This is a genomic window from Pseudoalteromonas sp. TAB23, from assembly GCF_000498075.1.
Classification (GTDB): Bacteria; Pseudomonadota; Gammaproteobacteria; order Enterobacterales; family Alteromonadaceae; genus Pseudoalteromonas; species Pseudoalteromonas arctica.
Genome location: NZ_AUTP01000146.1, coordinates 19,343 through 27,115 on the forward strand (window position 1 = coordinate 19,343; position 7,773 = coordinate 27,115).

Consider the following 7,773-nt stretch of genomic DNA (forward strand, 5'->3'; position numbering starts at 1 on the left):
TAAAATAAGGGACAATTACCCTGATTATACGCGCTATGCTGCGCTTGGTGAATGAAAAGGTGAAAAAATGTCTGGTTTTGTATTTAAACAATTTAAAGTTGAACACGACCACTGTGCAATGAAAGTTTCTACCGATGGCATTTTGCTTGGCGCATGGGCTAATTTAAGCGGTGCAAAGTCATTACTTGATATAGGCACCGGCACCGGCTTACTAGCACTAATGTGTAAGCAGCGCAGTAGTGAGCTTGATATAACTGCGGTAGAAATTGACGAAAGCGCCTATACCCAAGCATTACAAAATGTAGCTAATAGCCCGTGGCCAACAATAAGTATTACGCATCAAACTATTCAAAGCTTTAGTAGTGAAGTTAAATTTGACGTGGTTATCTCTAATCCACCGTATTTTAATCACAGTTTAAAAGGCGATAATGTTGCGCGTAATACCGCACGCCATACCGACGGCCTAAGTTTTGAAGAGTTAATTAATGCGTTTAAACATTTAAGCCATAGAGGTTCTCGCTTTAGCTTAATACTCCCAAGCATTGAAGGCGCATTATTTATTGAGCTTGCTACTCAAAATGGGCTTTATTTAAATACTCACTGCCAAGTAAAAGCCACGCCCAATAAAGATATTAGCCGCAGTTTAATGACATTTAGCTACGTAAAAAGCGATATAGAAACATCAATTCTGTGTATTAGAAACTTAGATAATACCTACACTGCTGATTATATAGCCCTGTGCAAAGCATTTTATTTGAAAATGTAAATTGCCTAGTTATGTAGGTTATCTAGTAATAAAGGATAATTTACCTATTATGCATACGTATTCAGTTTTTATTTAATCAATTACCAATCTAGTGTTAACCACTTGTAAATAACATCGAGTAGTTGTTTTGCTCGCTCAACAATTGGATCACACACTATGAAACTCAATAAAATAATCACCACCGCAGGTTTAAGCCTAGGGTTGCTCTTACCTAGCATTGCGACTGCTACGCCCACCACATTTGTACATTTGTTTGAATGGAATTGGCAAGATGTAGCGCAAGAATGTGAGCAATACCTAGGACCAAAAGGCTACGCTGCAGTACAGGTCTCGCCACCTAATGAGCACATTACAGGAAGCCAATGGTGGACACGTTATCAGCCAGTAAGTTATGAACTGCAAAGTCGTGGCGGAAACCGTGCACAGTTTATCGATATGGTAAATCGCTGTAGTGCAGCTGGGGTTGATATTTACGTTGATACGCTTATTAACCATATGGCAGCAGGAAGTGGCACAGGCACGGCGGGAAATAGCTTTGGTAATAAAAGCTTTCCTATTTATAGCCCACAAGATTTTCATGAAAGTTGTACCATTAATAACTCTGATTATGGCAACGATCGCTACCGAGTACAAAACTGTGAACTAGTTGGACTTGCCGATTTAGATACCGCTTCAAACTATGTGCAAAATACCATTGCAGCATATATTAACGACTTACAAGCTATTGGCGTAAAAGGCTTTCGGTTTGATGCTTCTAAACATGTTGCAGCAAGCGATATCCAAAGTTTAATGGCCAAAGTAAATGGCTCGCCAGTGGTTTTTCAAGAAGTGATCGATCAAGGTGGGGAGGCTGTTGGTGCCTCTGAATATTTAAGCACAGGTTTAGTAACTGAATTTAAATATAGCACTGAGCTTGGTAACACTTTTAGAAACGGCTCGCTTGCATGGCTGAGTAATTTTGGCGAAGGGTGGGGCTTTATGCCAAGCTCTTCTGCGGTGGTTTTTGTAGACAATCACGACAATCAGCGCGGGCACGGCGGCGCTGGCAATGTTATTACCTTTGAAGATGGCCGCTTATATGACTTAGCCAATGTATTTATGTTGGCTTATCCGTACGGTTATCCAAAAGTAATGTCGAGTTATGATTTTCATGGTGATACAGATGCTGGTGGGCCAAATGTACCGGTACATAATAATGGTAACTTAGAGTGTTTTGCGAGTAATTGGAAGTGTGAGCATCGCTGGTCATATATTGCAGGCGGGGNCCGCCGACAACTGGGCAGTAACAAATTGGTGGGATAACACAAATAATCAAATTTCATTTGGCCGAGGTAGCTCGGGTCATATGGCTATTAACAAAGAAGACTCAACACTTACTGCAACTGTGCAAACCGATATGGCGTCAGGGCAATACTGTAATGTGCTAAAAGGCGAACTGTCAGCTGATGCTAAAAGTTGTAGTGGTGAGGTTATAACGGTTAATTCCGACGGTACTATTAATCTTAATATTGGCGCTTGGGATGCGATGGCAATTCATAAAAATGCCAAGTTAAATACCAGTTCTGCCTCAAGCACTGAAAGTGACTGGCAGCGAACGGTTATTTTTATTAATGCACAAACACAAAGCGGACAAGATATGTTTATCCGTGGTGGAATTGACCACGCTTATGCAAACGCAAACCTTGGTCGAAATTGCCAAACAAGTAATTTTGAGTGTGCAATGCCTATTCGTCATAACAATTTAAAAAATGTCACAACAAGCCCTTGGAAAGCAAATGATAACTACCTTGATTGGTATGGTATAGAAAATGGGCAAAGTAGCGAAGCAGAAGGTTCTGCTACCGACTGGACAACGAACGTTTGGCCAGCAGGTTGGGGCGCTGAAAAAACGGTAAACACAGATGGTTTTGGTGTGACACCTTTAAATATATGGGGCGAACACTATTGGATGCTTGATGTAGATATGGATTGCAGTAAAGCGGTTAATGGATGGTTTGAACTAAAAGCATTCATTAAAAATGGCCAAGGATGGGAGACTGCCATTGCACAAGACAATGCACCTTATACAAGTACTAATCATATGGCGCAATGCGGAAAAATTAATAAATTTGAGTTTAATAATTCAGGTGTAGTAATTCGTAGTTTTTAAAAGTAAGCAAAAAAGCTCATATGAAAACCTAAACTAATGATTATTAGTTTAGGTTTTTTGCTTTATGTACAGCGCTTTAATAGTGTGTGTTTATAAATCACCTGATATGATTTAGCCATTGGCCACTTAATTTAAAAGGCAATACAATGAAAAAGTTAAATAAATTAGCATTACTTAGCACGTTAGCAGCCACCATTTTTGCAAGCCAAGGTGTGTTTGCTGCTATTACGCCTGTAGGGCTTTGGAAAACAATTGATGAGGATACAAACCAAGCTAAGTCGTATGTACGTATTACCCAAACCAGCGGTGTATTGAGCGGCAAAGTTGAAACCATTCTTAACCCGGCAAAACAAAATGATATATGTAGTAAATGCGATGATGAGTTAAAAGATCAGCCTATTTTAGGAATGACTATAATCACGGGTGTAAAAGCACAAGATGATGGTGTTTGGGGAGACGGTGAAATACTCGACCCAACAAATGGTAAAACCTACACTTTACAACTAACCCCGCAAGATGAAGGTAAAAAGCTCGAAGTACGCGGCTACATTGGCTTCTTTTATCGAAACCAATATTGGCTAAAAGTAGAGTAAGTTTTACTACTTATTTAATCACTGGGCGTTAAATAATTAAGTATTAACTGAAATCATTTTTGCGCTTTGCCTTTCTTACTCACTAAGCCAGCTATATTTAATTGGCATTCAATTTTGAGTAAATAATAAAGGAAAAAAGATGATTAAGTACATAGTTGCTTTAATAATGCTTAGCGCACTGTTAATAAGCGGTGGGGCAAATGCAAAGGATGATGCTGTAAATACGGGTTGGTTTAATAACACGGCTATTAAAGGGTACGACAGCGTTGCTTATTTTACGCAAAATAAAGCCGTTAAAGGCAGCGACAAATACACGTTTAGTTATTTAGGTGCCAACTGGCACTTTTCGAGTGAAGAAAACAAAACGACATTTGCAGAAAACCCAAAGCGTTATGCACCGCAATACGGTGGTTGGTGTGCTTATGCAATGGCTGATGAAGGTAACGCTGTAGGTATAGACCCAGAAGCATTTTATATTCACGAAGGTAAGCTTTACTTAAACTATAGCGAAAGCGTGCAGCAAAAATGGTTAAGTAATTTATTACCGTACATTGTTATGGCAGATGGGTACTACCCACAAACAACCAATGTGATGACGTTTCAATAAATTACTCATATTACTAATCAAAAGCCCGCAACTAAACTAGTTGCGGGCTTTTTGCTTTTTGATTTTTATTTATTAGCTTATTAATTAAAGCGTTTCGCCGTATTCAGTCATTACCTGTTCAACCCATGTTGCAATGCGGTCGTCGCTTAGCTCGTATTGACTGTCTTCGTCGAGCGCGAGTCCTACAAACTGTTTACCATCAGGTGTTAATGCTTTTGAAGCTTCAAACTCGTAACTACTGTCGTTTGGCCAAAAACCAAGTTGAGTAAATGTTTGCGTATTTATTTCGTCGTGTAGCATGCCTAGCGCATCTTGAAACCACTGCCCGTAACCTTGTTGATCGCCCATGCCAAATAAAGCAATGGTTTTACCATTTAGGTTTACGTCGGCTATGTCGTCCCACTTTGACTCCCAGTCTTCTTGTATTTCACCAAAATCCCACGTTGAAATACCAAAGATGATAAAGTCATACTGCTCTGCATTTTTTAGTGGCTCGTCTTTAATATTGTGCAGGGTAACTATATCGGCACCAATAATGTCGCGAATCTTTTCTGCTGCCATTTCGGTGTAGCACGTAGTAGAACCAAAAAATAAACCAATTTGCATCGTATTTATCACTGTGTAATTGCCTGATATGATAGGCTCAAGTTTACCGTAAGGTATTTTTAATTGATACCTTAGCAAAGCATGAGAGCATAATGTGACAACGCTATCTGACGATTCTTTTGAAAATAACAGCAGTATGAGCAGTAATAGCGACTACCTAGAAACCTTTTTAGATAGCCTGTACTTAGAACAAGGCGTAAGCGAAAACACATTAAGTGCTTATCGCAGTGATTTAGATAAGTTTTGCCTATTTTTAAAGGGCGAAAATTTAATGACGGTAACAGGGCTTGATGTAGAGAGTTACTTAGCGCACCGAGTCGATTTAGGCTTAAAACCACGCAGTACTGCACGTAGTATTAGTGCGTTAAAGCGTTTTTATCAGTACTTTGTGCGCGAAAAACTAATTAGCGACACTCCCATGCTAAATATTTCTCAGCCAAAAGCAGGGCAGTCGTTACCTAAAACACTCTCAGAGGCCGAAGTTGAGGCATTATTGAATGCGCCTAATACCGAAGAAGCGATGGGACTGCGCGATAAAGCCATGCTAGAGCTACTTTATGCAACGGGTTTGCGTGTAAGTGAGCTTGTTGGACTACGCATGGAGCAAATTAATTTGCGCCAAGCAGTGGTGTTTGTAAAAGGTAAAGGTAATAAAGAGCGCTTAGTTCCACTGGGTGAAGAAGCCATGTATTGGCTTGAGCAATTTTTAAAGGGTGGGCGTGCGCAAATGATAAAACATGCCACCGATTTTGTGTTCCCATCTAAACGCGGAGTAGGCATGACGCGACAAACCTTTTGGCATAGAATTAAACACTATGCTATTTTGGCAGCAGTTGAGTCTCCATTATCGCCCCATACTATGCGCCATGCTTTTGCTACGCACTTATTAAATCATGGGGCAGATTTACGTGTGGTACAAATGATGTTGGGCCATAGCGATTTATCAACTACGCAAATTTATACCCATGTTGCCAATGAACGGTTAAAGTCGGTACACGCAGAGCATCATCCGCGTGCGTAAGTTTGAAAGTAAATATCATTAAGCCGGTCAATATATTAAGTATTTTTAGGATAGAGAGAAGTTATGAAAAAATTAATGTTAGCAGGTGCCATGTTGTGCACAAGTATTAGTGCATTTGCAAATGGCGTTGCTGTAACACCAGATGCTAATGATCCTATTATTACTAAATTTGCCGAGCTTGGTGTAACTGTAAAGCAAATTAACCCAAGTCCAGTAACGGGTTTAAAAGAATTGATTACTAACAAGGGCGTGCTTTACGCAAGTCCAGACGGTCAATATTTAATGCAAGGTACGTTAATTGATTTAAATAATCGTAATAACCTAACAGAGCAAGCATTAAATGGCGTGCGTGTTGAAGGTCTTAAAGAATACGAAGAATCGATGATTGTGTACAAAGCGCCAAACGAAAAACACAGCATTACTGTATTTACCGACATTAGCTGTGGTTACTGTCGTAAATTACACCGCGAGTTAGACGATTTACTTGATGCGGGTATTACCGTTAAGTACTTAGCGTTTCCACGTGGTGGCTTACAAGGTTCAGGTTACGCAGATTTAATGAATGTATGGTGTGCACGCGATCAGCAAGAAGCACTAACAGAAGCTAAATCGGGCACAAGCACTAAAGTAGTTGCAGGCTGTAGCGCACCGGTTGCAGAGCATTATCAATTAGGTCAAAGCTTTGGTATTAGCGGCACACCCGCTATTATTTTAGAAGATGGTACGATGATCCCTGGTTACCAGCCAGCAGCAGCACTAAAAGCAGCATTAGAAGCTAACAAAGCGTCGTAATACGTTTTATAGCTAATAAAAAGGCCTTAATGGCCTTTTTTTGTCTTTTTAATACGACCCAATAAGTTAAAACTCTGCATGAAAAAACTAATCATTGCGCGTGAAAACGTTGACGACTCGCATCTACCGAGTAATTTACACCCTGTAATTAAACAAATTTATGCTAACCGCAATGTATTTAATGCCGACGAGCTAAATAACAGCGTAGCTACGCTTCACGACTTTAAATTGTTTAAAGATATCGACAAAGCCAGCGATTTACTAATTGAAGCATTAAAGACGCAAAGCCAAATATTAATAGTCGGCGATTTTGATGCTGATGGCGCAACAAGCACTGCAACATTAATGCAAGGCCTTGAGATGTTTGGCTTTAAGCATTTAGATTACTTAATTCCTGACCGGTTTAGCTTAGGTTATGGTTTAAGCCCCGCACTTGCAGAGCAAATAGTACAAATAAAGCCTGATTTAGTGATCACCGTAGATAACGGCATATCGTGTATTGCCGGTATTGATATTTTAAAAGCGGTTGGCATAAAAGTGCTGGTAACAGATCACCACTTACAAGGTGAGCAGCTGCCAAATGCAGATGCAATCGTAAATCCAAATAGGCACGAATGTGATTTTCCGTCTAAATCTATTGCAGGCGTTGGCGTTGCTTTTTACTTATTAATAGCGCTGAGAAGCGTAATGCGAGATTTAGGTTATTTTGAGCAGCAACCGCCGCCTAATTTAGCTAACTTGCTCGACATTGTAGCGCTTGGCACGGTTGCCGATGTAGTGGCACTTGATGCAAATAACCGTACCTTAGTACACCAAGGTCTAGCACGTATTCGCAGTGGTAAAACACGCCCTGGTATTACCGCGCTTATTGAAGTGGCTAACCGCAATGCTGCGCGCTTAAGTGCAAGCGACTTTGGCTTTTCACTTGCGCCGCGTTTAAATGCAGCAGGGCGATTAGACGACATGAGCTTGGGTATAGCGTGCTTGCTTAGCACCGATATAAACCAAGCGCGTAGTATAGCGGGCGAGCTCGATAGCTTAAACTTTGCAAGGCGCGAAATAGAACAAGGCATGCAAGCCGAAGCGCAAGCCGTGCTTGATAGACTCGCATTTAGCGACGATAACATTCCTGATGCTATTTGTTTGTTTCAAGACGATTGGCATCAAGGTGTTATTGGTATTTTGGCTGGTCGCTTAAAAGAAAAATACCACCGCCCAACCGTTATATTTGCTGGTGGC

The 7,773-nt window shown here is 40.5% G+C and carries 7 protein-coding genes and 1 pseudogene; 7 read left to right on the forward strand and 1 reads right to left on the reverse strand.

Going from position 1 to position 7,773, the window contains the following annotated elements; translation table 11 throughout:
* Window positions 1–67 precede the first annotated feature (67 nt).
* From L654_RS0105855 to L654_RS0105870, 4 genes and pseudogenes are all read left to right on the forward strand, one after another.
* A complete protein-coding gene (locus tag L654_RS0105855) occupies window positions 68–766 on the forward strand; it encodes a methyltransferase (protein ID WP_024607540.1) in 699 nt (232 codons plus the stop codon).
* A 156-nt stretch (window positions 767–922) separates the two neighbouring features.
* Window positions 923–2,915: pseudogene (locus tag L654_RS01000000125595) on the forward strand (alpha-amylase family protein).
* 146 nt (window positions 2,916–3,061) lie between these two features.
* Window positions 3,062–3,508 carry a DUF2147 domain-containing protein gene (locus L654_RS0105865; protein WP_024607541.1) on the forward strand — a complete coding sequence of 149 codons (447 nt, stop codon included), beginning with the start codon at window positions 3,062–3,064 and terminating at the stop codon, window positions 3,506–3,508.
* Window positions 3,509–3,647: 139 nt separating this feature from the next.
* Window positions 3,648–4,115: a YHS domain-containing (seleno)protein gene (locus L654_RS0105870; protein ID WP_007583762.1), complete on the forward strand. Its 468-nt coding sequence runs from the start codon at window positions 3,648–3,650 to the stop codon at window positions 4,113–4,115.
* Window positions 4,116–4,199: 84 nt separating this feature from the next.
* On the opposite strand, the gene fldB is transcribed toward L654_RS0105870, so the two are convergent.
* A complete protein-coding gene (fldB, locus tag L654_RS0105875) occupies window positions 4,200–4,721 on the reverse strand; it encodes a flavodoxin FldB (RefSeq protein WP_007583764.1) in 522 nt (173 codons plus the stop codon).
* Between the two features lie 94 nt (window positions 4,722–4,815).
* Between fldB and xerD the strand changes: the two genes are divergently transcribed.
* The 3 genes from xerD to L654_RS0105890 form a co-directional block, all read left to right on the forward strand.
* The gene (xerD, locus tag L654_RS0105880; protein WP_024590718.1) at window positions 4,816–5,742 is read left to right on the forward strand and encodes a site-specific tyrosine recombinase XerD; all 927 of its coding nucleotides are present in this window, start codon (window positions 4,816–4,818) and stop codon (window positions 5,740–5,742) included.
* 63 nt (window positions 5,743–5,805) lie between these two features.
* Window positions 5,806–6,534 carry a bifunctional protein-disulfide isomerase/oxidoreductase DsbC gene (dsbC, locus tag L654_RS0105885; protein ID WP_007583768.1) on the forward strand — a complete coding sequence of 243 codons (729 nt, stop codon included), beginning with the start codon at window positions 5,806–5,808 and terminating at the stop codon, window positions 6,532–6,534.
* A 78-nt stretch (window positions 6,535–6,612) separates the two neighbouring features.
* On the forward strand, window positions 6,613–7,773 hold a 1,161-nt coding region (locus L654_RS0105890; protein ID WP_024607542.1), incomplete at its 3' end, for a DHH family phosphoesterase.

Bases quoted from the DNA above. Each gene is read 5' to 3' on its own strand.
- dsbC (WP_007583768.1), top strand. From the start codon at position 5,806: ATGAAAAAATTAATGTTAGCAGGTGCCATGTTGTGCACAAGTATTAGT.
- L654_RS0105865 (WP_024607541.1), top strand. From the start codon at position 3,062: ATGAAAAAGTTAAATAAATTAGCATTACTTAGCACGTTAGCAGCCACC.
- L654_RS0105870 (WP_007583762.1), top strand. From the start codon at position 3,648: ATGATTAAGTACATAGTTGCTTTAATAATGCTTAGCGCACTGTTAATA.
- fldB (WP_007583764.1), bottom strand. From the start codon at position 4,721: ATGCAAATTGGTTTATTTTTTGGTTCTACTACGTGCTACACCGAAATG.
- L654_RS0105855 (WP_024607540.1), top strand. From the start codon at position 68: ATGTCTGGTTTTGTATTTAAACAATTTAAAGTTGAACACGACCACTGT.